This is a genomic window from Amycolatopsis sp. cmx-4-61 (assembly GCF_046548775.1).
In the GTDB taxonomy this organism is placed as follows: domain Bacteria; phylum Actinomycetota; class Actinomycetes; order Mycobacteriales; family Pseudonocardiaceae; genus Amycolatopsis.
In genome coordinates this window covers 58,466-80,721 of sequence record NZ_JAEBEI010000026.1, presented here as the reverse complement: position 1 = coordinate 80,721, position 22,256 = coordinate 58,466, and the positions used below count along the sequence as shown (strand labels likewise).

The 22,256-nt window shown below is 72.5% G+C and carries 24 protein-coding genes; 13 read left to right on the top strand and 11 right to left on the bottom strand.

Annotated elements, in window-relative coordinates:
• From ACLJOU_RS42150 to ACLJOU_RS42130, 5 genes are all read right to left on the bottom strand, one after another.
• A complete protein-coding gene (locus ACLJOU_RS42150; protein WP_410574882.1) occupies positions 1 to 822 on the bottom strand; it encodes a class I SAM-dependent methyltransferase in 822 nt (273 codons plus the stop codon).
• Positions 819 to 1,199, bottom strand: a complete 381-nt coding sequence (locus ACLJOU_RS42145) for a VOC family protein (RefSeq protein ID WP_410574881.1) — start codon at positions 1,197 to 1,199, stop codon at positions 819 to 821. The genes ACLJOU_RS42150 and ACLJOU_RS42145 overlap by 4 nt, the downstream gene beginning before the upstream one ends.
• Positions 1,200 to 1,264: 65 nt before the next feature.
• The gene (locus tag ACLJOU_RS42140) at positions 1,265 to 2,005 is read right to left on the bottom strand and encodes an FAD:protein FMN transferase (RefSeq protein ID WP_410574880.1); all 741 of its coding nucleotides are present in this window, start codon (positions 2,003 to 2,005) and stop codon (positions 1,265 to 1,267) included.
• The gene (locus tag ACLJOU_RS42135; protein ID WP_410574879.1) at positions 2,002 to 2,493 is read right to left on the bottom strand and encodes an FMN-binding protein; all 492 of its coding nucleotides are present in this window, start codon (positions 2,491 to 2,493) and stop codon (positions 2,002 to 2,004) included. The genes ACLJOU_RS42140 and ACLJOU_RS42135 overlap by 4 nt, the downstream gene beginning before the upstream one ends.
• A 9-nt stretch (positions 2,494 to 2,502) precedes the next feature.
• Complete coding sequence (locus ACLJOU_RS42130; RefSeq protein ID WP_410574906.1) at positions 2,503 to 3,849, bottom strand: ferric reductase-like transmembrane domain-containing protein; 1,347 nt, start codon at positions 3,847 to 3,849, stop codon at positions 2,503 to 2,505.
• Positions 3,850 to 3,997: 148 nt separating this feature from the next.
• On the opposite strand from ACLJOU_RS42130, the gene ACLJOU_RS42125 reads away from it, so the two are divergent.
• Positions 3,998 to 4,711, top strand: a complete 714-nt coding sequence (locus ACLJOU_RS42125) for a response regulator transcription factor (RefSeq protein WP_410574878.1) — start codon at positions 3,998 to 4,000, stop codon at positions 4,709 to 4,711.
• The gene (locus ACLJOU_RS42120; protein WP_410574877.1) at positions 4,708 to 6,171 is read left to right on the top strand and encodes a sensor histidine kinase; all 1,464 of its coding nucleotides are present in this window, start codon (positions 4,708 to 4,710) and stop codon (positions 6,169 to 6,171) included. Before ACLJOU_RS42125 ends, ACLJOU_RS42120 begins: the two co-directional genes overlap by 4 nt.
• Here the strand turns inward: ACLJOU_RS42120 and ACLJOU_RS42115 are convergent.
• The gene (locus tag ACLJOU_RS42115; protein ID WP_410574876.1) at positions 6,143 to 6,799 is read right to left on the bottom strand and encodes a pyridoxamine 5'-phosphate oxidase family protein; all 657 of its coding nucleotides are present in this window, start codon (positions 6,797 to 6,799) and stop codon (positions 6,143 to 6,145) included. The genes ACLJOU_RS42120 and ACLJOU_RS42115 overlap by 29 nt on opposite strands.
• A gap of 83 nt (positions 6,800 to 6,882) precedes the next feature.
• Between ACLJOU_RS42115 and ACLJOU_RS42110 the strand changes: the two genes are divergently transcribed.
• Both ACLJOU_RS42110 and ACLJOU_RS42105 read left to right on the top strand, forming a co-directional pair.
• Complete coding sequence (locus ACLJOU_RS42110) at positions 6,883 to 8,247, top strand: PLP-dependent aminotransferase family protein (RefSeq protein WP_410574875.1); 1,365 nt, start codon at positions 6,883 to 6,885, stop codon at positions 8,245 to 8,247.
• A 599-nt stretch (positions 8,248 to 8,846) separates the two neighbouring features.
• The gene (locus ACLJOU_RS42105; RefSeq protein WP_410574874.1) at positions 8,847 to 9,941 is read left to right on the top strand and encodes a D-alanine--D-alanine ligase family protein; all 1,095 of its coding nucleotides are present in this window, start codon (positions 8,847 to 8,849) and stop codon (positions 9,939 to 9,941) included.
• Positions 9,942 to 9,948: 7 nt separating this feature from the next.
• On the opposite strand, the gene ACLJOU_RS42100 is transcribed toward ACLJOU_RS42105, so the two are convergent.
• Positions 9,949 to 10,488 (bottom strand): DUF3515 domain-containing protein, encoded by a 540-nt coding sequence (locus tag ACLJOU_RS42100; RefSeq protein WP_410574873.1) that lies wholly within the window; start codon positions 10,486 to 10,488, stop codon positions 9,949 to 9,951.
• 63 nt (positions 10,489 to 10,551) lie between these two features.
• A complete protein-coding gene (locus ACLJOU_RS42095) occupies positions 10,552 to 10,785 on the bottom strand; it encodes an Lrp/AsnC family transcriptional regulator (protein ID WP_003091994.1) in 234 nt (77 codons plus the stop codon).
• Between the two features lie 137 nt (positions 10,786 to 10,922).
• Between ACLJOU_RS42095 and ACLJOU_RS42090 the strand changes: the two genes are divergently transcribed.
• Both ACLJOU_RS42090 and ACLJOU_RS42085 read left to right on the top strand, forming a co-directional pair.
• Complete coding sequence (locus tag ACLJOU_RS42090) at positions 10,923 to 11,879, top strand: thiamine-phosphate kinase (protein WP_410574872.1); 957 nt, start codon at positions 10,923 to 10,925, stop codon at positions 11,877 to 11,879.
• A gap of 16 nt (positions 11,880 to 11,895) precedes the next feature.
• A complete protein-coding gene (locus ACLJOU_RS42085; protein ID WP_410574871.1) occupies positions 11,896 to 12,375 on the top strand; it encodes a GNAT family N-acetyltransferase in 480 nt (159 codons plus the stop codon).
• Here the strand turns inward: ACLJOU_RS42085 and ACLJOU_RS42080 are convergent.
• Positions 12,362 to 13,564, bottom strand: a complete 1,203-nt coding sequence (locus tag ACLJOU_RS42080) for a glycoside hydrolase family 27 protein (RefSeq protein ID WP_410574870.1) — start codon at positions 13,562 to 13,564, stop codon at positions 12,362 to 12,364. The genes ACLJOU_RS42085 and ACLJOU_RS42080 overlap by 14 nt on opposite strands.
• Positions 13,565 to 13,697: 133 nt before the next feature.
• Here ACLJOU_RS42080 and ACLJOU_RS42075 point away from each other — a divergent pair, with 133 nt between their 5' ends.
• From ACLJOU_RS42075 to ACLJOU_RS42065, 3 genes are all read left to right on the top strand, one after another.
• Positions 13,698 to 14,228, top strand: coding sequence for a gamma carbonic anhydrase family protein (locus ACLJOU_RS42075; RefSeq protein WP_410574869.1), 531 nt, complete (start codon positions 13,698 to 13,700; stop codon positions 14,226 to 14,228).
• A 30-nt stretch (positions 14,229 to 14,258) separates the two neighbouring features.
• Positions 14,259 to 14,936 (top strand): uracil-DNA glycosylase, encoded by a 678-nt coding sequence (locus ACLJOU_RS42070; protein WP_410574868.1) that lies wholly within the window; start codon positions 14,259 to 14,261, stop codon positions 14,934 to 14,936.
• Positions 14,937 to 15,002: 66 nt separating this feature from the next.
• The gene (locus ACLJOU_RS42065; protein ID WP_410574867.1) at positions 15,003 to 15,773 is read left to right on the top strand and encodes an alpha/beta fold hydrolase; all 771 of its coding nucleotides are present in this window, start codon (positions 15,003 to 15,005) and stop codon (positions 15,771 to 15,773) included.
• Positions 15,774 to 15,926: 153 nt separating this feature from the next.
• Here the strand turns inward: ACLJOU_RS42065 and rpmB are convergent, their stop codons facing one another.
• Positions 15,927 to 16,118 carry a 50S ribosomal protein L28 gene (gene rpmB / locus ACLJOU_RS42060; protein ID WP_176172341.1) on the bottom strand — a complete coding sequence of 64 codons (192 nt, stop codon included), beginning with the start codon at positions 16,116 to 16,118 and terminating at the stop codon, positions 15,927 to 15,929.
• Between the two features lie 134 nt (positions 16,119 to 16,252).
• On the opposite strand from rpmB, the gene ACLJOU_RS42055 reads away from it, so the two are divergent.
• The 3 genes from ACLJOU_RS42055 to ACLJOU_RS42045 are packed head-to-tail and all read left to right on the top strand — an operon-like array spanning position 16,253 to position 20,448.
• The gene (locus ACLJOU_RS42055) at positions 16,253 to 17,827 is read left to right on the top strand and encodes a DAK2 domain-containing protein (RefSeq protein WP_410574866.1); all 1,575 of its coding nucleotides are present in this window, start codon (positions 16,253 to 16,255) and stop codon (positions 17,825 to 17,827) included.
• A gap of 3 nt (positions 17,828 to 17,830) precedes the next feature.
• The gene (recG, locus tag ACLJOU_RS42050; protein ID WP_410574865.1) at positions 17,831 to 19,984 is read left to right on the top strand and encodes an ATP-dependent DNA helicase RecG; all 2,154 of its coding nucleotides are present in this window, start codon (positions 17,831 to 17,833) and stop codon (positions 19,982 to 19,984) included.
• Between the two features lie 47 nt (positions 19,985 to 20,031).
• Positions 20,032 to 20,448: a GNAT family N-acetyltransferase gene (locus tag ACLJOU_RS42045; RefSeq protein WP_410574864.1), complete on the top strand. Its 417-nt coding sequence runs from the start codon at positions 20,032 to 20,034 to the stop codon at positions 20,446 to 20,448.
• On the opposite strand, the gene ACLJOU_RS42040 is transcribed toward ACLJOU_RS42045, so the two are convergent.
• Positions 20,408 to 21,043 carry a TetR/AcrR family transcriptional regulator gene (locus ACLJOU_RS42040; protein ID WP_410574863.1) on the bottom strand — a complete coding sequence of 212 codons (636 nt, stop codon included), beginning with the start codon at positions 21,041 to 21,043 and terminating at the stop codon, positions 20,408 to 20,410. The genes ACLJOU_RS42045 and ACLJOU_RS42040 overlap by 41 nt on opposite strands.
• Positions 21,044 to 21,074: 31 nt before the next feature.
• Here ACLJOU_RS42040 and ACLJOU_RS42035 point away from each other — a divergent pair, with 31 nt between their 5' ends.
• A complete protein-coding gene (locus tag ACLJOU_RS42035) occupies positions 21,075 to 22,214 on the top strand; it encodes an erythromycin esterase family protein (RefSeq protein ID WP_410574862.1) in 1,140 nt (379 codons plus the stop codon).
• Positions 22,215 to 22,256 lie beyond the last annotated feature (42 nt).

Here is a 22,256-nt window from a genome sequence, read left to right as displayed (position 1 = left end):
TCAGCCGGGCTTGACGGCTTGGAGCGTGTAGCTCGCCGCCAGCCGCGACGGCGTGTCGCTCAGCCGCCATTCGCCGGTGGCCTCGTCGAGCGCCATCTGCCCGGGCAGCGCGTTCCACGGCACGCTGTCGTGCTCGGTGAACCCGGTCAGGGTCAGGCCGTGGTCCAGCAGGGCGGTGATGAGCTCGCCCAGCGAGTGATTCCACGAGTGGGTGACACTGTGGCCGAGGGGCCGGTCGACGGCGACGTAGGTCCCGGGGTCGTCGAAGACCAGCGGCTCCGCGTGTTCGAAGTACGGGTACCGCGGGGACGGCGGCTCGGTTGCGTCCAGCGTGCCCAGCATCGGGTGCCCTTCGCGGACGAAAAGCCGCCCGCCGGGTCGCAGCAGCCCGGCGACCACCGCCGCCCAGCACGCCACCGAAGGCAGCCAGCACAACGCGCCGATCCCGGTGTAGACGAGGTCGAACCGGTCGGCGCCCAGCACGTCGACGGCGTCGTACACGTTCGCCTCGTGGAAGCCGATCGACGCGCCCGCCGCCTCGGCGAGCCGCCGGGCCTCGGCCAGCGCCGCGCCCGAGAAGTCCAAGCCCGTCGTGGTCGCGCCCAGGCGGGACAGCGAAACCGTGTCGGTGCCGATGTGGCACTGCAGGTGCACCGCGCGCAGTCCCGTGAGGTCGCCCAGGCGCGGGCGGTCGAACCGCACGACGTCGCTCAGGTGCGCCGGATTCTCGGCGAACCGGGCGAAGCCGTAGTCCGGCGAGGACGCGTGCAGCACCGCGCGTTCGTCCCAGTTGGCCTTGTTGACCGCGAACGAGTCCGTCACGTCGTCGCCGCGCGCTCGGCCGCGCTCCGCAGCACGCAGAACTCGTTGCCCTCGGGGTCGGCGAGCACCGCCCAGCCCGTGCCGTCCGGGTTCCGGAGGTCGTTCACCAGCGTCGCGCCGAGGCCGAGGAGCCGTGCGACCTCCTCGTCGCGGGGGATGTCCGGCCGCAGGCACAGGTGCAGGCGGTTCTTCACCGTCTTCGGCTCCGGCACTCGCTGGAAGAGCAGCGTCGTGCCGTCGGTGAGCTCGAAGCCGACCTCGTCGTCGCCCGGCCGATCGGTGTCCGGGACCGGTTTCCCGGTCACCCGGCTCCAGAACTCGCACAGCGGGTACGGGTCGGCGCAGTCGACGGAGACGTTCAGCACGGACGACGGCATGGCACTCCTCGGCAGTTCGGGTGCCGCCGAGTCTGGCCCGGCCCCCGCCGGGAGCGCGAACCGTTTTACGACGCCAGCGCGAGCCCGGCCGTCCGGTGCACGCGGCGGCTGTCGTCGACGATGAGGATCTCGCAGCCCGGCCGGTCGGCCGCCCAGGTGATGCCGTCGGTGCCCATCGCGAACGCCGCCGTGGCCAGCGCGTCGGCCGTCACCAGGTCGCCGGCCACGACGGTGACGCTCATCAGGCCGGTCGCCGGGGTGCCCGACCGGCCGTCGAGGATGTGGGAGCCGCGCTCGTACGCCGCCGACGTCGCGATCGCGCCGTTGCGCGACTCCAGGACCGCGCACACCGCCATCGGCTGTTCGGGGTGGCGCACCCCGACCCGCCACGGGCGCCCCGGTGCCGGCTCGCCCGCGGTGACGACGTCGCCGCCGGCGTTGAGGCAGAACGTCGTCGCGCCCTCGGCCTTCAGCATGTCGGCCGCGCGCTGCACCGCCCAGCCCTTGACGACCGCGCACGGGTCGAGGCCGCGGCCCGGCAGCCGCGCGCGGAACGCCCCGCCGGAGAGCTGCTCGTAGTACGCGCAGAGCTCCAGCACCTCCAGCAGGTCGTCGCTGAGGTCGGCGGCCGTCAGCTCGCCGCGGTCGTAGCGGCTGACCTCGCTGTCGTCCTTGAACGGGCTGAACCGCGCGTCGACGGCACGGAACCACGCGAAGACGTCGTCGACGACCTCGGCGAAGTCGCCTTCGTCGCGCAGGTCCAGGGAGATCGGCAGGCCCATCACCTGTTCGACGCGGGTGGTCATCGCTTTCCTCTCGCATCGATCGCGGCCTGCAGGGAGGTCTTGTACGACTCGCTCGTCTCGGTCGCCCCGGTCACCGTGTCGATGTCGGCGCTCTGCGCCTTCATCGCCTCCTCCTGCAGGCGCGGCAACGCGGTCAGCGAACGCCCGCTGTCCGGGGCCTGCAGCAGCGTGATGGCGGTGAACCGGGTGCCGGTGAAGGTGACCTGCACCTGCACGGTGCCGTACCGGCTGGACTCGGCGGTGCCCTGCGTGGTCGCCGTCGCATCCGGGGTGTCCGGGGTGTCCGAAGTGGACGGCGCCGTCGACGTCGGTGCCGAAGCCGGTGGAGCGGCCGATGTGGACGGTGGCGCCGCCGATGTGGACGGTGCGGTGACCGGCGGTGGTGCCTGCGCGACGGCGGCGGTGTGCTGCACCGGGCCCGGCTCGAACCGCCAGACCGAGATGAACCCGGCGATCGACAGCGCGACGACGAAAATGGTCTTCTTCACCACGTCCCCCTAGGCCGCGAGGCTGAAACGTTCGGCGTGGACCTGGGAGTTCGGCACCTTCAGCTCACGCAGGCTGCGCAGCACGGCCGAGGTCATCCCCGGCGGGCCGCAGACGAACACGTCCCGCTCGCGCACGTCCGGCACCAGCATGTGCAGGTTCGCCGGCCCGAGCATCACCCCGCGCGGCCCGACCGCCTGGTCCGGTCCGGTGAGGACGCTCACCATGGCGCCGCGGGCCTTGGCCAGCTCGTTCAGCTCCGGCAGCAGCACGGCGTCGGCCTGGTTGCGGACCCGGTACAGCACGACGACGTGGCCGTCGATGTCCTCCAGCAGCGCGCGGATCGGGGTGATCCCGACCCCGCCCGCCACGAGCAGGGCGTTGGGCCGCCGCTGGTGGATCGTCGTGAAGGCGCCGTACGGGCCTTCGGCGAACACGCGCGTCCCGACGCGGAGGTTGCGCAGCCCGGCGCTGGACTCGCCGAGCGCCTTCGCCGTCAGCCGCAGCGAACGGCCGTCCGGCGCGGCCGAAAGCGAGAACGGATTCGCTTGCCACCACCGGTCCTTGGTCAGGAACCGCCACAGGAAGAACTGCCCCGCCCTGGCCGGCATCCGGTCCAGGTGCCTGCCGGACATGTACACCGAAACGACGTCCGGCGACTCGGACACCACGGCCGTGACGCGCAGCTGGTGGCGCAGGTTCCGCCACAGCGGCAGGACGACGCGCCCGGCGAGCACGGCGGCACCGGCGCCGAGCCAGAGGGTCCACCAGTAGGCCTTCGCCGGCTCCGAGCCGGCGAACGACTGGCCCAGCGCGATCTGGTGCGTGAAGGCCAGCAGCACCGCGGCGTAGGTGTAGAGGTGGATGAAGTGCCACGTCTCGTAGGCCAGGCGCTTGCGCGCGAACTTCGCCGACGCGGCACCGACGACGAGGATCACGGCGAAGGCGACCAGCGCCCGCAGGATGCCTTCGAGCGTGTTCGCCATTTCGACCAGCTCGTCGACGACACCCTTGCTCGAGACCTCCGCGTAGCCCATGGTGATGAAGACCAGGTGCGCGAGCAGGGTCCACAGGATCGTGAAGCCGGTCCAGCGGTGCCACGTGGTGAGCCGGTCCATCCCGAGCCTGCGGTCCAGCCAGGGCAGCCGGGCCACCAGCAGGAGCTGGAACGCCATCGCCAGCGCGCCGTACATCCCGGCGAGCCTGCCGATCGTGATCAGCACGTTCTGCGAAACGCCGGCCTGGACGAACAGGAGCGTGACGGCGGCCACGTTGGCGCCGAGGAAGAGGAAGAGGCCGGATTTCGCGGCGATCCGGGGGCGGATCGCCGGGCGCGCGGCCTCGGCGGTCTGCGTCATGGTGGTCACACGGATTCCCCTTCGGTTCGGTTCACGAAGGCCAGCCTCGCCGCCCGTCCTGTGGCGAGGCTGGGTGCCGGCTGTCGGAATCCTGTCGGCCGCCGGTTCCGCCTCGCCCGAGCGGCCCGGGGCGGGAGAAGATACGGAGGTGCAGAGCCCCGACCCCGTGCGCCTGCTCGTCGTCGACGACGAGCCGCACATCGCCGACCTCGTCGCCACCGTCGCCCGGTACGAGGGCTGGCAGGCGGTCACGGCCGGGACCGGGCAGGCCGCGCTGAGCCGGGCCGCGGAGTTCGGGCCGGACATCGTCGTGCTCGACCTGATGCTGCCCGACCTCGACGGCTTCACCGTGCTCGACCGGCTGCGCGACGGCGGCAACGCGGTGCCCGTGGTCTTCCTCACGGCGAAGGACGCGACGGCCGACCGGATCGCCGGGCTCACCCGCGGGGGTGACGACTACCTCGTGAAGCCGTTTTCGGTCGAGGAGCTGATGGCGCGGCTGCGGGCGGTGCTGCGCCGCAGCGCCGGTCTCGCGCACCAGCCCGAGGCACGCGGCGCCGTGCTGAAGGTCGGCGACCTGACCCTGGACGAGGACACCCGCGAGGTCCGCCGCGGCGAGCGGCTCGCCGAGCTGACCCCGACCGAGTACGAGCTGCTGCGCTACCTCATGCGCCGCTCGCCCGCGGTGCTGACCAAGGCGCAGATCCTCGACCACGTCTGGGAGTACGACTTCGGCGGCCGGTCCAATGTGGTCGAACTGGTCATTTCGCACCTGCGGCGCAAGGTCGACGCGGGTGACGGCGAACCGCTGATCCACACCGTGCGCGGCGTCGGCTACGTCGTGCGGCAGGCCCACCGGTGAGGCGCTGGTACGAGGCCTGGCAGCGCTCGCGGCTGGGCACCCGGATCACGCTCGGCCTCGGCGCGCTCGCGCTGGTGGTGTTCGCCGCCGTCGGCGTCACCATGGTCGGGATCATGCACGGCTACCTCGACCGGCGGCTCGACGAGCAGCTGTCCAAGAGCCAGAACACGCAGCTGCCGCTGCTGCGCGAGACGCACGGCTCGCCCCAGTCGGTGTACTCGTGGTACTCGGCGCTCTACAAGGTCACCGGCGGGATCGCCGTCCCGGAACCGGGCGGCAAGCTGCCGGATGACGCCGAACAGCTGGCGAAGATCGCCGCCGAAGCCGTGGGTGGTGACGTCACCCGGAACATCTCCCTGCCCGGCGACGGCCCGTACCGCGTGCGCGCGTGCCCGGTCGACACCGACTCGGTGCTGCTCTCGGCCGCGCCGCAGAAGGACCTCGACGGCACGGTCCGGCAGCTGGTCTGGGTCGAGGTGGGCGCGTTCGCGCTCGCGCTGGGCGTGCTGGTGGTCGTGGGACGGCTGGTGCTGCGCCGCGGCCTGCGCCCGCTGGCCGACATGGCCGGCACCGCGCACGACATCGCCTCGCACGACCTCACCGCGAACCCGGACCTGCCCGTGCGGGCGGCGGGCACCGGCGGCGGCGCCGAAGTCGAGGAGCTGCGGACGGCGTTCAACGTGATGCTCGCCCACATCGACACGTCACTGGCGGCCAAGACGGCGGCCAACGAGCGGCTCCGCCGGTTCGTCGCCGACGCCTCGCACGAGCTGCGGACGCCGCTGACGTCGATCCGCGGGTACGCCGACCTCTTCCGCTACGCCGCGGCCAACGAACCGGCCGAGCGCGAGGCGCACCTGGCGAAGATCCGCGAGGAGACCGCGCGGATGACCGTGCTCGTCGACGACCTGCTCCTGCTGGCCCGCCTGGACGCGCGGGCCGCCGAGACGCCGCTGCGGCCCGAGCGCGTCGACCTGGCCGAGCTGGCCGGGGACGCGGCGGACGCGTTCGCCGCCGGCCGGCCGGACCACCCGCTGACATCGGCGCTTTCGACGGCGTTCGTGGACGCCGACCCGGTGCGGCTGCGGCAGGTGCTGGACAACCTGCTGGCCAACGCGGCCGTGCACACCCCGCCCGGGACGTCGGTGCACGTCTCGGTGACAGCTTCGGGTGATCACGCCGTGGCCCAGGTGACCGACACCGGACCCGGGATCGCCGCGGAGCACCAGGAGCGGATCTTCGACCGGTTCTTCCGCGTCGACGACTCCCGCACCCGCGGCAACGGCGGCACCGGGCTCGGGCTGTCGGTGGTCCAGTCCTTGGTCACCGCGCACGGCGGCACGGTGTCGGTGTCTTCGGTGCCTGCGGTGCCTGCGGTGCCTGCGGGGTCTTCAGTGCCTGCGGGGTCTTTGAAGCCCGGCCGGACGACCTTCAGCGTGCGGCTGCCGCTCGCGCGGTGACGTGCGCCGGCGTGGTCCAGCCGGGGGAGAGGTCCTCGGACGGCTCGGGCGCGCCGTAGACCGTCCGCACCGGCAGCACGCCCGCCCAGGCGACGTCGGCTTCGACGTCTTCGGGTTCGTCGCCCGGGCCCTCGGCGCGCACCTTCACCGACGCCTCGGCGAGGTCCAGCGCGAGCACGGACACCGCGGCGAACTCCTTGGCGTTGACCTCCCGCGCGTGCTCCCACGAGCCGGGCGCGAGGTGGTCGGTGAGCACCTTGAGGCCGTGCATCTTCGCGTCGGCGTCGAGGACCGGCTTCGCCTGCCCGAGGATGACGGCGCTGCGGTAGTTCATCGAGTGGTTGTTGACCGAGCGCGAGTAGACGATGCCGTCGAGGAGCGTCACCGTCACGCAGACGTCGAGGCCCTGCGCGGCCGTGCGGAGGCTCGCCGCGCCGGTCGACCCGTGCAGGTAGAGCGTGTCGCCGTCGCGGCCGTAGCCGGTGGGCAGGACCAGCGGCACGCCGTCGCGGACGATCCCGAGGTGGCAGATCAGGCCTTCGTCGAGGACGGCGTGCAGGGCCGAGCGCTCGGTCACGGCGCGGTGCTTCTTGCGGCCGAGCGTGGTGCGGGGCGTGGTCGACAACATGCGACCAGCGTCTCCCGGGCAGTGGCCTCGGGAAACGGCCACTTCTCGTACACTTGGGAAGTCCACTCTGGCAGGAGGTCTTCGTGTCCGACACCGCGCTCCCGGTGAGCCTCGACCGGTCGGCGGTGACGCCGCTGGCGGTGCAGCTGGCGGACGCGCTGCGCGAAGCCGCGGCGAGCGGCCACCTGCGCGGCGGCGACCGGCTGCCCTCGACCCGGGCGCTGGCCGGACGGCTCGGCGTCAGCCGCACGGTGACGTCGGCGGCGTACGAGCAGCTGCACGCCGAGGGCTGGATCGCCGGGCGCCACGGGTCCGGCACGTACGTGACGACTCCGCCTTCCTCGTCGGCTTCGGAGGTTCCGGCGCCTGCCGTCCCGGCTCCCGAGGTGGTTTCGCCGTCGCTGCTGGATCTGGGCCCGGGCACGCCGTGGGCCGCGGGTTTGGACCGCGCCGCCTGGCGCCGCGCCTGGCGCGCGGCGGCGGACCCCGAGCCCCTGGTCCGCGCGCACCGAGCGGGGCTGCCGGAGTACCGCGCGGCGGTGTCGGAGCACCTGCTGCGTCACCGGGGACTGGCGGCGGGCTCGGTCCTGGCGACGGGCGGCACGACGGCGGCGGTGGTCGAGCTGGCCGCGGCGGTGCTGGAGCGCGGGGACCTCGTCGCCGTCGAGGAGCCGGGGTACCAGCGGGCGGTGCAGGCGTTCCGGCGGGCGGGCATGCGGGTGGTCGGGGTGCCGGTGGACCTCGAGGGGCTGCGACCGGACTTCGTCCCGGAGGGCGCGCGGGCGGTGTACTGCTCGCCGGCGCACCAGTACCCGATGGGCAGCAGGCTGAGCGCGGCCCGGCGGGTCGCCCTGGTGGAGCGGGCCCGAGCTACGTCGATGCTGGTGATCGAGGACGACTACGACGGCGAGTTGCGTTTCGACGTGGCGCCGCTGCCGATGCTGGCTTCGTTGGCGCCGGACGTGGTGGTGCACCTGGGGACGACGTCGAAGATCCTCACCCCGACGCTGGGGGCGGGCTGGATGGTGGCGCCGAAGGCGATCACCTCGGCGGTGCTGGCGTACCGGGATTCGACGGGGACGCGCCCGTCCCCGGCGGGACAGCGGGTGCTGTACGAGTTCGCGCGGAACGGGGACCTCGGGCGCCACCTCCGCAAACTCCGGCGCGAAATGGCGGACCGGCGGACATTGCTGGCGGGCGCGCTCGCGGCGGCGGGCATCCCGATGCGCGGAGACGACGCGGGAGCACACCTGGTGGTGCCGTTTTCCTCGGCCCCGGTGGAGGCATCGGTGATCGCGGCGGCCGAGCGGCGGGGCATCCGGCTGGACGGGTTGTCCCGGCATTTCGCCGGGGAGCCGTCGGCTTTCGGGGTGGCGATCGGGTACGCGGGGTGTTCGCGGGAGGCGTTGGTGGCGGCTTTGCCGACGTTGGTGGCATTGCTGCGGTGATCGGCGGCTCGGTGGCTTTCCGAGCGGGGTCTTTCCGGCTGGAACGGGGGTTGTCCACAGGTGGGCCGTGATGTGGACGGTCGGGGGTCGGCGGGGGTTTTCGGGGCTTTGGTGTCGGTGGGCGGGGATATTGTCAATTCGGTGGGTGGTTCCCCCTGGGAGGGCGGGTTCTGTCCGGGGCGGGTGTTTGGCGGGGTTCGGCTGGTGGACGCGGTCCGGCGGGGCCGAGGAGGTGGGTGGCACGGCGGACGTGAGGCGGGCGGGCGGCGTGGGGAGGGGAGCGGCCTGCTGAAGTCGGCCGGGCGAAGGTGGCCTGGTGGGGCTGAGGGGTGGGAGCGGCCCGCCGAACTCGGCCCAGCGACTGCGGCCACTGCGGCCCGCGGAAGCCGACCCCCTGAACTCAGCCGACCGAAGCCGGTCCGGTGGGGGCTGAGGATGCGAGCGGCCCACCGAACCCAGCCCCGCGAACGACACCCACCGACCCCCGCGACCTACCGGACGTGCCAGGCCCGTCACCGGTTGCGTTCACCGCGCGACAGCCGCCCTCCGGCGCACCGGGCTGGGCCGTTCCGCGAGGTCACCGGGTACGGTGGCTCACCATGAGCGAGAAGATCCGGGTCGCGGTCGTGTTCGGCGGGCGCAGCAGCGAGCACACCATCTCGTGCCTGTCCGCGGGCAGCGTCCTGGGCCACCTCGATCCCGAGCGGTTCGAGGCCGTCCCCGTCGGGATCACCCGCGAAGGCCGGTGGGTGCTCGGGTCCGGGGACTCCGCCCAGCTCGCCATCCGCGGGCGCGAACTGCCCTCCGTCGAGGACGGCAAGGGGCTCGTGCTCGCCGGGGATCCCTCCAGCCAGGGCCTCGTCGCCGTGGAACCCGGGCGGGAAAGCGAAATGCTCTCGCGCGTCGACGTCGTCTTCCCCGTGCTGCACGGGGCCTTCGGCGAGGACGGCACCATCCAGGGCCTGCTCGAACTCGCCGGCATCCCCTACGTCGGGCCCGGTGTGCTCGCCAGCGCCGCCGCCATGGACAAGGAGACCGCCAAGAAACTCCTTGCCGCCGAAGGGCTTCCGGTCGGGACCTACACCGCGCTCAAGCGCGGGCAGTCCACTTTGGACGACGCAGACCGGGAACAGCTCGGCCTTCCCGTGTTCGTCAAGCCGTCGCGAGCCGGCAGCTCCGTGGGGATCTCGCGCGTCGCCGACTGGGCCGACCTCGACGCCGCCATCGAACTCGCGCGCGCCACCGATCCGAAGGTGCTCGTCGAGGGCGCCGTCGTCGGGCGGGAGGTCGAGTGCGGGGTCCTCGAGTTCCCCGACGGCCGCGTGGAAGCCTCGCTCCCGGCCGAGATCCGCGTGCTGTCCGAGGACGAAAACGCCTGGTACGACTTCGAAACCAAGTACCTCGGCGACGACGCCGAACTCGACATCCCGGCCAAGCTCGACGACGCCCTCACCGAGAAGCTCCGCGCGATGGCCGTCGAAGCGTTCCGGGCCCTCGACTGCCAGGGCCTCGCGCGCGTCGACTTCTTCGTCACCGAGGACCACGAGCTGATCATCAACGAGGTCAACACCATGCCCGGCTTCACGACGAAGTCCGCCTACCCGAAGATGTGGGAGGTCACCGGCATGGACTACGCGACCCTGCTGACCACCCTCGTCGAGACGGCGATCGCCCGCGGCACCGGCCTCCGCTGACGCGAACTCAGGAAAAGCGCAGCGGCTTCGGGGGCAGCTTCGCCGCGACCGTGTCCGAGATCTGCTGCAGCGGCCCCGTCCCGGCGCTGTCCGGCACCGTCAGCGCCGCGTAGACCTCGCGATCGACCACGTACCACGTCGACGCGCCCTCGCCCGGCACCTGCAGCCACTGCACGCGGTTGACCAGCCGCAGCGCCGCCGTGGGCGTCAGCTCCGGCGGCCGGTCCAGGCCGCAGCGCAGCACCAGGGGATCCGGCGCACCCCAGGCCACCGTGGCCGGCGGCGCCGGCGACGCCAGCGAGCGCACCTTCAGGGAAGCGCCGTTCGACGTCAGCTCCGCCGGCACGGCCCCGAGCAACGTCGTGCACGTCGGCGACCCCGCGAAGGGCGCGGGCACCGGGACGAGCGGCAGGGGACCGGAGTCCGCGGAATCCGCGGCGGGCCGGGTCAGCGCGAACACGGCGATGGCGACCGCCAGGGCCACGGCGAGCGCCGCCGCCGTGACGAGCACCACCCGGGGTGGGGCACCGGTGTCGGAATCAGGCACCGGACCATGACACCACAGTGACACTGCCCGGCGGACGACCCCCGGACCCCCGCAACCCGGTGATCAGAGGTGCACCACCGGGCAGGTCAGCGTCCGCGTGATGCCCTCCACGTTCTGCACCTTCGCGACCACGAGCTGACCCAGCTGGTCGACGTTGTCGGCGGCCGCGCGGACGATCACGTCGTAGGGTCCGGTGACATCCTCCGAGCTGGTCACACCCGGGATGCTGGAGATCTCGGCAGCCACCGCGGCCGCCTTGCCGACCTCGGTCTGGATGAGGATGTATGCGTGGACCACGGCGCGCCCTTTCGTCGGGATCTTGTCGCTCAAGGTAGGAACGTCATCAGCAACGTATCGCCAGCTCACGGAAAAACATAGGGCACCCGACTATCGGTGATCGATCTTTGTCCCGGTAGAGAAAGCAGAGGTGACCGGTGTCACCGAACGACGGAACGGTCGCCGAGACCGGCGAGTTCGCGCTCATCCGAGCCGTCACCGAAGGACGGCGCCAGCCCCCGGGCACGCTGCTCGGCCCGGGCGACGACGCCGCGGTCGTCGCCGCCCCGGACGGCCGCGTGGTCGCGAGCACCGACGTGCTCGTCCAGGGCGTCCACTTCCGGCTCGACTGGTCGACCCCCGAGCACGTCGGGCGCAAGGCCGTCGCGGTCAACCTGGCCGACATCGCCGCCATGGGCGCCACCCCGACCACCGTCCTCGTCGGACTCGCCTGCCCGCCCGACACCCCGCGCGAGGTCGTCACCGGCCTGGCCGACGGCATGTGGGCCGAAGCCGAGCGCGCCGGCATCGGCGTCTCCGGCGGCGACATGGTCCGCGCCGACCAGCTCGTGATCAGCGTCACGGCCCTCGGCGACCTCGGCGACCGCGAGCCGGTGACGCGCTCGGGCGCCCGGCCCGGTGACGTCGTCGCGGTCAACGGGCGGCTCGGCTGGGCCGCCGCGGGCCTGGCCGTGCTCGGCCGCGGCTTCCGGTCGCCGGTCGGCGTGGTCAACGCCCAGCGCTGCCCCGAGCCGCCCTACGAAGCCGGTCCCCGCGCCGCACTGGCCGGGGCCACGGCGATGATCGACGTCTCCGACGGCCTGCTCGCCGACCTCGGCCACATCGGCGAGGCCTCCGGCGTCGGCATCGACGTGCGCACCGCCGACCTCGACGTCCCCGCGCGGCTCACCGAAGTCGGCGCCGCCCTCGGCGCGGACCCCCTGGACTGGGTGCTCACCGGCGGCGAGGACCACGCACTGGCGGCCACCTTCCCGCCGTTCACCGAGCTCCCGGACGGCTGGCGCACGATCGGCGTCGTCACCATGCCGGACTCCGGGATCACCGTCGACGGGAAGACGTTTTCCCGAGAAGGCGGCTGGACGCACTGGCGCTGATCTAGGCTCCGGAAGTGTGAGAATCGTTCCGGTCCCCTACGACCACCCGGACGCGGCCAAGCTCATGGCCGCGGTGCAGCAGGTGTACATCGAGCGCTACGGCAGCGAAGACATCACCCCGATGAGTCCCGCCGACTTCGATCCGCCGCAGGGCCTGTTCCTCGTCGGCTACCAGGGGGAGGAGGCGGTCGCGTGCGGGGCGTGGCGCGCCCACGACGGCCCGGAGCCCGACTTCCGGCCGGGTGACGCCGAATTCAAGCGGATGTACGTCTCCGACGCCGCGCGCGGGCGCGGGTTCGCGCGGATGATCCTGTTCGAACTGGAACGCACGGCGGCGCTGTCCGGCCGCAAGCGCGCGGTCCTGGAGACCGGGACGAAGCAGCCGGAAGCGATCGCGCTCTACACGTCGTCGGGCTACACCGAGATCCCGCACTTCGGCGTCTACAAGAACGAGCCGGAAAGCCGCTGCTTCGGCAAGGACCTCACCTCGGCGTGAGCTTCAGCAGGGCCGCCGCGTGGGGCCGCAGGGACGCCGACACGTCCGTCCCGGTGTCGCGGTGGGCCCACAGGTCGCGGACCCGCCAGGTGCCGGGGATCGACGCGGAAACGGTCGCGGTGGTGCTGCCGGTGTTGAGCAGCACCACCGCGAAACCGCCGTCGCTCAACGGTTTTCCCCACACCTGGTAGCCGGGGCCCGCGTCGAGCCGCCGTCCCTGACCGCCCGCGAAGTCCTGGTCGACGGCGATCGCTTCGGCGTTGCCGAGCGTCGCGAGGTCGGTGGCGCTCAGCTTCGCCGGGTCGGTGCCGGCGAACAGCGGCGCGTTCAGCACGGCCCAGACGCTGAAGTGCGCGCGCGACTCGTCGGCGGTCAGCGTCCCGTTGCCGACCTGCAGCATGTCCGGGTCGTTCCACCCGCCGGGTGAGCCGCTGTACACGGCCACCCCCGCCTGCCGGTCGATCGTCTCGAGCACCGAGTCCCAGGTCGGGACCAGGTCGTAGGTGGTGCGCCACAGGTTCGCCACCGGGCGCGCCCAGGTCCACGGGCTGGAGACGCCGTACTCGGAGATCGCGTAGACGATCGGGCGGGGCAGCGCGGCGAGTTCGTCGCGCATCTTCTCGAACGCGGCCTTCCGGTCGAGGCCGTCGACGGTGTCGGCGTTGCACCAGTCGTACTTGAGGTAGTCGGCACCCCAGCGGTCGAACGTCTCGGCGTCCTGGCGCTCGTGGCCGAGCGAGCCGATGCCGGCCGCCGGGTAGGCGTCGTTCGCCATGGCGCACGTGCGGCTGCCGGGCACGGCGTAGATGCCGAACAGCAGGCCGCGGGAGTGGACGTAGTCGGCGAGGTCGGCGATCCCGTGCGGGAACCGCTTCGGGTCCGCCTGCAGCGAGCCGTCGGCGGCGCGGGCGGGAGCCTGCCAGCAGTCGTCGACGACGACGTACTGGTAACCGGCGTCACGCAGGCCGGTGTCGGCGAGCGCGTCGGCGGCTTTGCGCACGACGTCCTCGGTGAGGTCGTGGCAGCGGACCTGGTTCCAGCTGTTCCAGCCCATCGGCGGGGTCCCGGCCAGGCCGTTCGCCAGCGCCGGGTTGACGACGGGCAGGCTGAGCAGCCACGTCAGCACGACGAGGAGGAGCACGAGCAGGCTGGTTTTCGGCTTCGCGGCGATGGCGTGATCCAATCGCACCGGAAGTGAAACCGCAGTTACCGATTCGACCGGAAGCAGGCCGCCCGTCAGCGGCACGGAACCGTTGCTGCAAAAGTCATCGGCCGTGGCTGTAGTCGGATCGGTAACGAACAGCAGAGCACCCGGAGGCGGCATGGCCATCTACGCGCTCGGTGATCTCGAACCGACGATCCACCCCGACGCCTACGTCCACCCCGACGCCACGGTGATCGGCGATGTCCGGATCGGCGCGCACGCGTCGGTGTGGCCGCAGACGGTCCTGCGCGGCGACCACGGCTACATCGAGATCGGCGAGCGATCGAACGTCCAGGACGGCTGCGTCCTGCACTGCACCCGGCGGCACCCGACGATCCTCGGGCCGTCGTCGGCGATCGGCCACGCGGTGCACGTCGAAGGCGCGACGATCGGCACCGGCTGCCTCGTCGCGTCCGGTTCGGTGGTGCTGAACGGCTCGGTCATCGAGGACGGCGGCATGGTCGGCGCGGGCGCGGTGCTCTCGTACGGCTCCCACGTGAAGACCGGCGAAATCGCGCTGGGCGTGCCGGGGAAGGTGCGCCAAAACACATCGTTCGGGCCGGAGAACATCGCGATGGTCGTGGATTCCTACGTCGAACGGGCGAAGCGGTTCAAGGCGGAGCTGAGGCGGCTCGACCCGCTCGGGTGACGCCGGCCACGCCCGGTAGGCTTGCGCGCCGTGACCGCACGACCGCTGCAGGACATCGTCGAGGCAGGCTGGGCGAAAGCCCTCGAACCGGTGGCGCCGCAGGTCGCCGCGATGGGGGAGTTCCTCCGCGCGGAGATCGCCGCGGGCCGGACCTACCTCCCGGCGGGTGAACACGTGCTGCGGGCGTTCCAGCAGCCGTTCCACGACGTCCGCGTGCTGATCGTCGGGCAGGACCCGTACCCGACACCGGGACACGCGGTGGGCCTGAGCTTTTCGGTGGCGCCCGACGTCCGGCCGATCCCGAAGAGCCTGATCAACATCTACAAGGAGTACTGCGACGACCTCGGCCACCCGCAGCCGTCCAACGGCGACCTGACGCCGTGGGCCGAGCAGGGCGTGCTGTTGCTGAACAGGGCGCTGACCGTGCAGCCCGGGAAGTCGAACTCGCACCAGGGCAAGGGCTGGGAAGAGGTCACCGAGCAAGCGATCAAGGCCCTGGCGGCGCGGTCGGAGCCGATGGTGGCGATCCTGTGGGGCCGCAACGCCCGCAACCTGCGGCCGATGCTGGGTGACGTCCCGTGCATCGAGTCGGCGCACCCGAGCCCGCTCTCGGCGCACAACGGCTTCTTCGGGTCCCGGCCGTTCAGCCGGGCCAACCAGCTCCTGGAACAGCAGGGTGCGGCGCCGGTCGACTGGAAACTTCCCTGAGGGTCGTGTCCGGACCGGCGTGACGGCTCCGACCAGGGGGAAACGAACCCTTCTCCGGAGGAAACCATGAACGTCACCTCGGCCGACGGCACGACGATCTTCTTCCAGCAGCGCGGCGACGGCCCGCCGGTGATCCTGATCGGCGGCGCGTTCAACGACCGGACGACGGTCGAGGGCCTGGCCGCGGTGCTGGCCGGCGACTTCACGGCGGTCACCTACGACCGCCGGGGCCGTGGTGACTCCGGCGACACTCCTTCGTACGCCGTCGAGCGCGAGATCGAGGACCTCGCGGCGCTGATCGCCCAGGTGGGCGGAACGGCGTCGGTGTTCGGGCACTCGTCGGGCGCGGTCCTGGCCCTGGAGGCGGCCGCGGCGGGCATCGGGATCGAGCGCGTGGTGGCGTACGAGCCGCCGTACGCGACGGACGAGCACCCGCGGGCCGACGTCGTGGCCGAGGTGCGGGCGCAGCTGGCGGCGGGGGACCGCGATGGCGCGGTGGCGACGTTCCTGCGGGTCGCGGGCACACCGGCGGAGATGATCGAGGGGATGAAGTCCGCGCCGGTGTGGGGCTGGTTCACGGCGCTGGCGCACACGCTGCCGTACGACCTGACGATCGTCGGCCCGGACGCCCGCCCGCGCTCGGAGAAGCTGGCCCGCATCTCGGTGCCGACGCTGGTGATCGGCGGCGGCGCGAGCGACGAGGCACTCCAGTCAGGCGCCCGCGCGGCGGCGGCGGCAGTTCCGGGCGCCCGTCACGAGACCCTGGAGGGCCAGGACCACGGTGTCCTCCAGTACCCGGAGACGCTGAAGCCGTTGCTGACCGATTTCCTCAAGTAAAAGCGCCCCAAGGCGGCCTTGGTTGCGTCTGACGCACCGAAGGCCGCCTTGGGTGCGTCAGACGCACCGAAGGCCACATTGGGGCGCTTGGGCCGGGCATGAAAATGGCGGGTGCTCTCGCGAGCACCCGCCATCCCAAACTTCGCTGCAGCGTCAGCCCCGGACGACCTTGCCCGCCTTGATGCACGAGGTGCACACGTTCAGGCGCTTGCGCTGGGACACACCCACCTTGGCGTGGACGGTCTGGATGTTCGGGTTCCACCGGCGGTTGGTACGGCGGTGGGAGTGCGAGACCGCCTTGCCGAAGCCCGGTCCCTTGCCACAGACGTCGCACACGGCAGCCACGTCGAACTCCTTTGGATCTGGGTCATAGAAATGAGCCCAGATGCACTGGGCAACTCGACCATAGTAACTACTGCGTTCCGGGCCCCCGGCACCGGGTCGATACGCTGCCCGGGGACCGGGTAGGAGGTTACGGGGTGCGGGTGCTGGACGCGGCGGCGGTGTCGGCCTGGGCGGCGGGCTGTGTGCGCAGCCTGGCGAGCCTGCGGCCGGCCATCGACGGCATCAACGTCTACCCCGTCGCCGACTCCGACACCGGCTCCAACATGCTCTTCACGATGACCGGCGCGGCCCGGGAACTCTCGGAAGCGACCCCCGAAACCGCCGCCGACGCGCTGAAGGTGCTCGCGCGCGGGGCCGTCGCCGCCGCCAAGGGCAACTCCGGCGTGATCCTCTCCCAGGTCATCCGCGGGCTCGCCGACCGCGCCGAAGGCGACCTCGACGGCCCGTGGCTGGCGCGGGCCCTCGGGCACGCCGACGAGGCCGCCACCGGCGCCGTCAGCCGCCCGGTCGCCGGGACCATCCTGACCGTCCTGCACGCCGTCGCCCTCGCCGTCCGCGGCGACACCGGCCCGCTGCCCGAAATCGCCGCGAAAGCCGCGAAAGAGGCCGCCCACGCCCTCGAAAAGACGCCCGAGCAGCTGCCCGCCCTGGCCAGGGCCGGGGTCGTCGACGCCGGGGCGCGCGGCCTGGTCGCCGTGCTCGACGCGCTGGTCGGGGTGCTCACCGGTGCCCCCGTCCAGCAGGAGCACGCCCTCGAAGTCCACACCGAAAGCGCCGAGGCCTACGCCTGGGAGGTGATGTACCTCCTGGACGGCGTCGACGAAGCGAGCCTGCCGACCCTGCGCAAGGAGCTGAGCGGCCTCGGCGACAGCGTCACGGTGGCCGGCGACGGCTCGGGCAGCCACGCCGTGCACGTCCACTGCGCCGACATCGGCGCCGCCATCGAGGCCGGGCTGACGCTCGGCCGCCCGCGCAAGATCCGCGTCGAACCCCTGCTCACGCCGACGCCGATCGAGCCGGGGGGCGGGATCGACCGCACGGTCGTCGCCGTCGTCCACGGCGGGGCGCTGGCCGAACTGCTGCGCGCCGAAAGCATCCCGGTGCTGGCCGTGCCCGAGGGCGGGACACCGAGCGTCGAAGACATGATCGGCCTGCTCAACGAGGCCGCCGGGCAGCAGGTGACCGTGCTGCCCGGCAGCGCCGCCCTCACCGCCGCGGCCGACGCCGCGGCCGGGCACCCCATGGCGGCCGGCCGGGACGTCGTCGTCATCCCGTGCGCGTCGCCGGTGCAGGTGCTGGCCGCCCTCGCCGTGCACGACGCCGGGCGCCGCACCAACGACGACGTCGTCGCGATGGCCGAAGCGGCCGCCGCGACCAGGCGTGGCGAACTGCGGATCGCGCAGGAGGAGTCGCTAACCTGGGTGGGCCGGGCCCAGTCCGGTGACGTGGTCGGCCTGGTCGACGACGAGGTGGTGCTGATCGAGCCCGCGCCCGCGTCGGAGACGAACCTGGTCGCGGCCGCGATGAAGGTGCTGAACCGGATGCTGGCGCTCGGCGGCGAGCTGGTGACGGTGCTCAGCGGGGCGGCGGCCCCGCCGGGGGTCGCCGAAGAACTCGCCGAGCAGCTGCGGGTGGAGCACCCGGAGGTGGAACTGGCCGGCTACGCCAGTGGCCAGGCGGACGCCGTGCTGCTGATGGGAGTCGAATAGCGGATGGCCGGACTGCGCGACAAGCTGCCGTTGCTGCTGGGCGCCAAGACGGCGAAGGCGCTCGCCACGTCGTTGGACATCGAGACGGTCAGCGACCTGCTGCGCCACTACCCGCGCCGCTACGCCGAGCGCGGCGAGCTCACCGACATCCACGGCCTCGAGCTCGGCGAGCACGCCACCGTGCTGGCGCGCATCGAAAAGGTGAGCAAGCGGCGGATGAAGGCCCGCAACGGCACCATCCTCGACATGGTCATCACCGACGGGAAACGCCGGCTGACCTGTGCCTTCTTCAACCAGGCGTGGCGCGAGAAGGACCTCGTGCCGGGCAAGACCGGCCTGTTCGCCGGCAAGGTGTCCGCCTTCCGCGACACCCTGCAGCTGACCAACCCCGAGTACGAGCTGTTCGAGGCCGACCGGGCCGAAGAGGCGATGGACGACTTCCTCGCCGCGATCATCCCGGTCTACCCGGCGGCGCAGGGCATGCCGACCTGGTCGATCGCCAAGTGCGTGCGCCAGGTCCTCGACGTCCTCGAGGTCGACGACGACCCGATGCCCGCCGAGCTGCGGCGGCTGCACAAGCTGGCCGACCTCGACAACGCGCTGCGCGGCATCCACCGCCCGGAGAACTGGGCCCACCTGGAGGCGTCGAAGAAGCGGCTCAAGTGGGACGAGGCCATGGCCGTCCAGCTGATCTTCGCGCAGCGGCGCCACTCGGCGATCTCGCGCCCGGCGAAGGCGAACCCGCACGTCAGCGGCGGTCTGCTGGACGCCTTCGACAAGCGGCTGCCGTTCGACCTCACCGCGGGCCAGCGCGGGATCGGCGACGAGATCGCCACCGACCTCGCGTCCGAACACCCGATGAACCGGCTGCTGCAGGGTGAGGTCGGTTCGGGCAAGACGGTCGTCGCACTGCGGGCCATGCTGCAGGTCGTCGACAACGGGCGGCAGGCCGCGATGCTGGCGCCGACCGAGGTCCTCGCCGCGCAGCACGCGCGGTCGCTGCGGGAGATGCTCGGCGACCTCGGCCAGGCGGGCGAGCTGGGCGCGGCGGAGAACGCCACGCGCGTCACGCTGCTCACCGGGTCGATGGGCGCGAAGGAGCGCAAGAAGTCCCTGCTGGAGATCGTCAGCGGGGAAGCGGGCATCGTCGTCGGCACGCACGCGCTGATCCAGGACCACGTCGCGTTCGCCGACCTGGGCCTCGCCGTCGTCGACGAGCAGCACCGCTTCGGCGTCGAGCAGCGGGACGCGCTGCGCACCCGCGGCGCCGGCGACACCAGCCCGCACGTCCTCGTCATGACCGCGACGCCGATCCCGCGCACGGTCGCCATGACGGTGTACGGCGACCTGGAAGTGTCGGCGCTGCGCGAGATGCCGGTCGGGCGGTCGCCGATCGCCACCACGGTCGTGCCGGTCGCCGAGAAACCGGCGTGGTTCGAGCGGATCTGGCAGCGCGTCCGCGAGGAGGTCGGCAAGGGCCATCAGGCGTACGTCGTCTGCCCGCGGATCGGCGACGAGCCGCCGTCGGACAAGAGCGACAAGCGGCCGCCGCTGGCGGTCCTCGAAGTCGCGCCGGAGCTGGAGCACGGCCCGCTGCAGGGCCTGAAGATCGGCGTGCTGCACGGCCGGATGCCGCCCGACGACAAGGACGCGGTGATGCGCGCGTTCTCCGCCGGGAACCTCGACGTGCTGGTGGCCACCACGGTGATCGAGGTCGGCGTGAACGTGCCGAACGCGACCGCGATGGTGATCATGGACGCCGACCGCTTCGGCGTCAGCCAGCTGCACCAGCTGCGCGGCCGCGTCGGCCGGGGCAGCGTGCCGGGGCTGTGCCTGCTGGTCACCGAGGCCCTCGACGGCACGGCCACCCGCGAGCGGCTGGCGGCGGTCGAGTCCACGACGGACGGCTTCGAGCTGTCGCGCCTGGACCTCGAGCTGCGCCGCGAAGGCGACATCCTCGGCGCGGCCCAGTCCGGCAAGCGCTCGACGCTGAAACTGCTGTCGCTCCTGCGGGACGAAGACGTGATCGCCGCGTCCCGGGCGCTGGCGCAGGAACTCGTGACGAAGGACCCGGAGCTGACGAAGTACCGCGGCCTGGCGCAGATGGTCGCCGACGTCGTCGACGTCGAGCGCGCGGAGTACCTGGAGAAGAGCTGATCCGCGCCGCCACGGTCGCCGACGCCGACGCGATCGGCGAGGTCCACGTGCGGTCCTGGCAGGCCGCGTACGCGGGGCTGATCCCTGCGGACTTCCTCGCGCGGCTCTCGGCCTCCTCGCGCGCGGCGGCGTGGGCCCGGCGCATCGGGGACGGCGGCCGGGTGCTCGTCGCCGAGGAAGACGGTGCCGTCGCGGGGTTCGCCGCGTTCGGGCCGGGACAGCTGTACGCGCTCTACCTGCTGCCGGAGTACTGGGGGCGCGGGCTCGGCCGGGCGTTGCACGACCGGGTCGTCGCCGAGATGTCCGGGGACAGCGCCATCCTGTGGGTGCTCGCGACGAACGAGCGGGCGAAGGCCTTCTACGTCCGGCAGGGCTGGGTGGACGACGACGCCCGCCAGACCGAAACGATCGACGACGGGCGCGTCACGCTGGAGGAGATGCGGTTCCGGCGTCCGTTGCCGTGAAAACGCCCGCCTTCGCGGCGGCCGCGGCGGCTTTCGCGGCGATTTCGGCGTCCTCCGGCGTCAGGCCTTCCCGGGAGACGAACAGCCGGTAGAAGATCGGCCCGCAGGCGACCCGGACCACCTCGACCGGGTCCGTGCCGGGCGGGACCTCGCCGCGCTCGAGCGCGCGGTGCACGGCGGCGGCCGAGCGGGCGTGGCGGTCGACGTAGAACTCCCGCAGGGCGTCGGCCGCGCGCGCGGAGAGGAACGCGGCCGAGATCGACGCCGTCGGCAGCTCGCGTTCGCCCGGCGTGGTGAAGTAGCGCACCAGCTCGAGGTTGATCGCGCGCAGGTCGCCCTCGAGCGAACCGGTGTCCGGCACGGCCCACTCCTGCTCGGTGCCCATCTGCAGGGCCGCCGCGACCAGACCCTCGGCGGACTCCCAGCGGCGGTACAGCGTGGTCTTGTGCACGCCGGAGCGTTCGGCGACCGCCTCGACGGTCAGTTCGGCGTACCCGCGTTCGCCGAGCAGTTCGAGGGTGGCTTCGAGCGCGGCGAGGCGGGTCCGCTCGGTGCGGCCGCCCGGGCGCTTGGTCCCGGAAATCTCCGTTGCCAACTGCTACTCCTGTTGCGTTAGTGTGCCCAGTATGACAGGAACCGTCGACGTTGCCGAGATCGCCGAACTGATCGGCGACGCCGAGGTCGTCGCCATCGGCGAGAACAACCATCACATCCGCGAGTTCGGCGTGCTGCGCGACCGCCTCCTGCGCCACCTCGTCACCGAGCGGGGGTTCACCGTCCTCGGGTTCGAGGGCGGCTTCGCGGAGGGGCACCTGGTCGACGCGTGGCTGCGGGGCGGTCCGGGTGAGGTCGCCGACATCGCGCGAGACGGCTGCACGTTCGGCCTCGGGAACTCGCCCGAGGTGCACGCGATGCTGACGTGGCTGCGCGGCCGCGGCGTCCGGTTCTTCGGCCTCGACGTGCCGGGCTCGGCGGGTTCGCCGGTGCCCGCGCTGCAGGCGGTGCGGGAGTTCCTCGCCCGCGTCGACCCGGCTCAGGTGTCCCTTGTGGACAATGCGGTGGCCGCCTGCGAGCCGTACGCGTCGGTGAGCAGCGCGGTGGCGCCGGGGCGGTACCGGGAGATGAGCGTCGCGGCGCGGGATGCGGCGACGGCGGCGTTGAGCGTGCTGCACGGACACCTGACGGCACTGGCGCCGGTGCACCGCGACGAAGCCGCCGTGCACCAGGCGGAGGGCGCGCTGCGCGTCGACCTGTACCTGCGGGAGCTCGACGCGCTGACGGCGGGCCGGGCACCGGAGCCGCAGAGTTCGTCGCGGGACGCGTACATGGCGGCCACCGTGCGGTGGCTGCGGCGGCGGTTCCCGGGCGAGAAGATCGTGCTGATGCTCCACAACGGGCACCTCCAGCGCGTCCCGTTCTCGCCGATGCCGGGCATGACGGCGCCGTCGGCGGGGACGCACCTGGCCGCCGAGCTGGGGGACCGCTATTTCGCGCTCGCTCTGACCGCCGTCTCGGGGACGACGACCGGCCTGGCCCCCGACCCGGCGTTCCCGCTGGGGTTCCGGATGTTCGAGCAGGCGCTCGACGCGCCCGCGGAAGGCAGCGTCGAGGCGGTGCTGGCTCCCCGGGCGCCGTGCGTGGTCGCGCGTCCGGCGGCCTCGGCCATCCGGCACGCGCACCTGACCCCGGCGGTGGACGTCGCGGCCGCTTTCGACGCGGTGGTCTGCCTGGCCGGCCAGGAAACGATCTTCGGTGACGGCGGCTGAACAGGTCTGCCCGTTCGGCTGCTTGCCGTCGGGCGCGGCGCG

Excerpts from the sequence above, each read along its gene's own strand:
- ACLJOU_RS42115 (WP_410574876.1), bottom strand. The coding sequence starts at position 6,799 with ATGTTGTCGACCACGCCCCGCACCACGCTCGGCCGCAAGAAGCACCGC.
- ACLJOU_RS42145 (WP_410574881.1), bottom strand. The coding sequence starts at position 1,199 with ATGCCGTCGTCCGTGCTGAACGTCTCCGTCGACTGCGCCGACCCGTAC.
- ACLJOU_RS42035 (WP_410574862.1), top strand. The coding sequence starts at position 21,075 with ATGACAGGAACCGTCGACGTTGCCGAGATCGCCGAACTGATCGGCGAC.
- ACLJOU_RS42105 (WP_410574874.1), top strand. The coding sequence starts at position 8,847 with ATGAGCGAGAAGATCCGGGTCGCGGTCGTGTTCGGCGGGCGCAGCAGC.
- ACLJOU_RS42065 (WP_410574867.1), top strand. The coding sequence starts at position 15,003 with ATGAACGTCACCTCGGCCGACGGCACGACGATCTTCTTCCAGCAGCGC.
- ACLJOU_RS42075 (WP_410574869.1), top strand. The coding sequence starts at position 13,698 with ATGGCCATCTACGCGCTCGGTGATCTCGAACCGACGATCCACCCCGAC.
- ACLJOU_RS42140 (WP_410574880.1), bottom strand. The coding sequence starts at position 2,005 with ATGACCACCCGCGTCGAACAGGTGATGGGCCTGCCGATCTCCCTGGAC.
- ACLJOU_RS42130 (WP_410574906.1), bottom strand. The coding sequence starts at position 3,849 with ATGACGCAGACCGCCGAGGCCGCGCGCCCGGCGATCCGCCCCCGGATC.
- recG (WP_410574865.1), top strand. The coding sequence starts at position 17,831 with ATGGCCGGACTGCGCGACAAGCTGCCGTTGCTGCTGGGCGCCAAGACG.